At 62.4% G+C, this 343-nt stretch carries 1 protein-coding gene; it reads right to left on the reverse strand.

Features of this window, described 5'->3' with window-relative positions:
• Nucleotides 1-343, reverse strand: a 343-nt coding sequence (locus ABR397_RS23570) for a condensation domain-containing protein (protein WP_350307818.1), incomplete at both ends; no start/stop codon positions are given.

The following is a 343-nucleotide window of genomic DNA, read 5'->3' on the forward strand; positions in this document are numbered from 1 at the left end:
GCCATTGTCGGCACTGTCCCCTGCCTGCATCCGTCCAAACAACACCGTGCCGAACACCACTTTCTCCTGCCCGCTGGTACGCGACAACACCTGCGCCCAGGCCAGATGACACAGCGCCGCCAGACTGACCCCCAGATGCCGGGCCTGACTGCGCAGACGATCATTCAGCTCAGGTGCCAACATGCGGTGGGATTCCGTCACCTGTGAGCCGTCGAGGCGCACCTCTGTCAGCCCGAACGGCAGCGTGGGTTCATCCACCGCCGCCAGCATATCGGTAAAGAAGCGGGTATGCGCTTCCTGACTGACCCCCAACCGGGCCTCAGCCACCAAATTACGGAAAGAA

Origin of the sequence: Photorhabdus viridis (genome assembly GCF_040256935.1) — a bacterium.
Classification (GTDB): domain Bacteria; phylum Pseudomonadota; class Gammaproteobacteria; order Enterobacterales; family Enterobacteriaceae; genus Photorhabdus; species Photorhabdus viridis.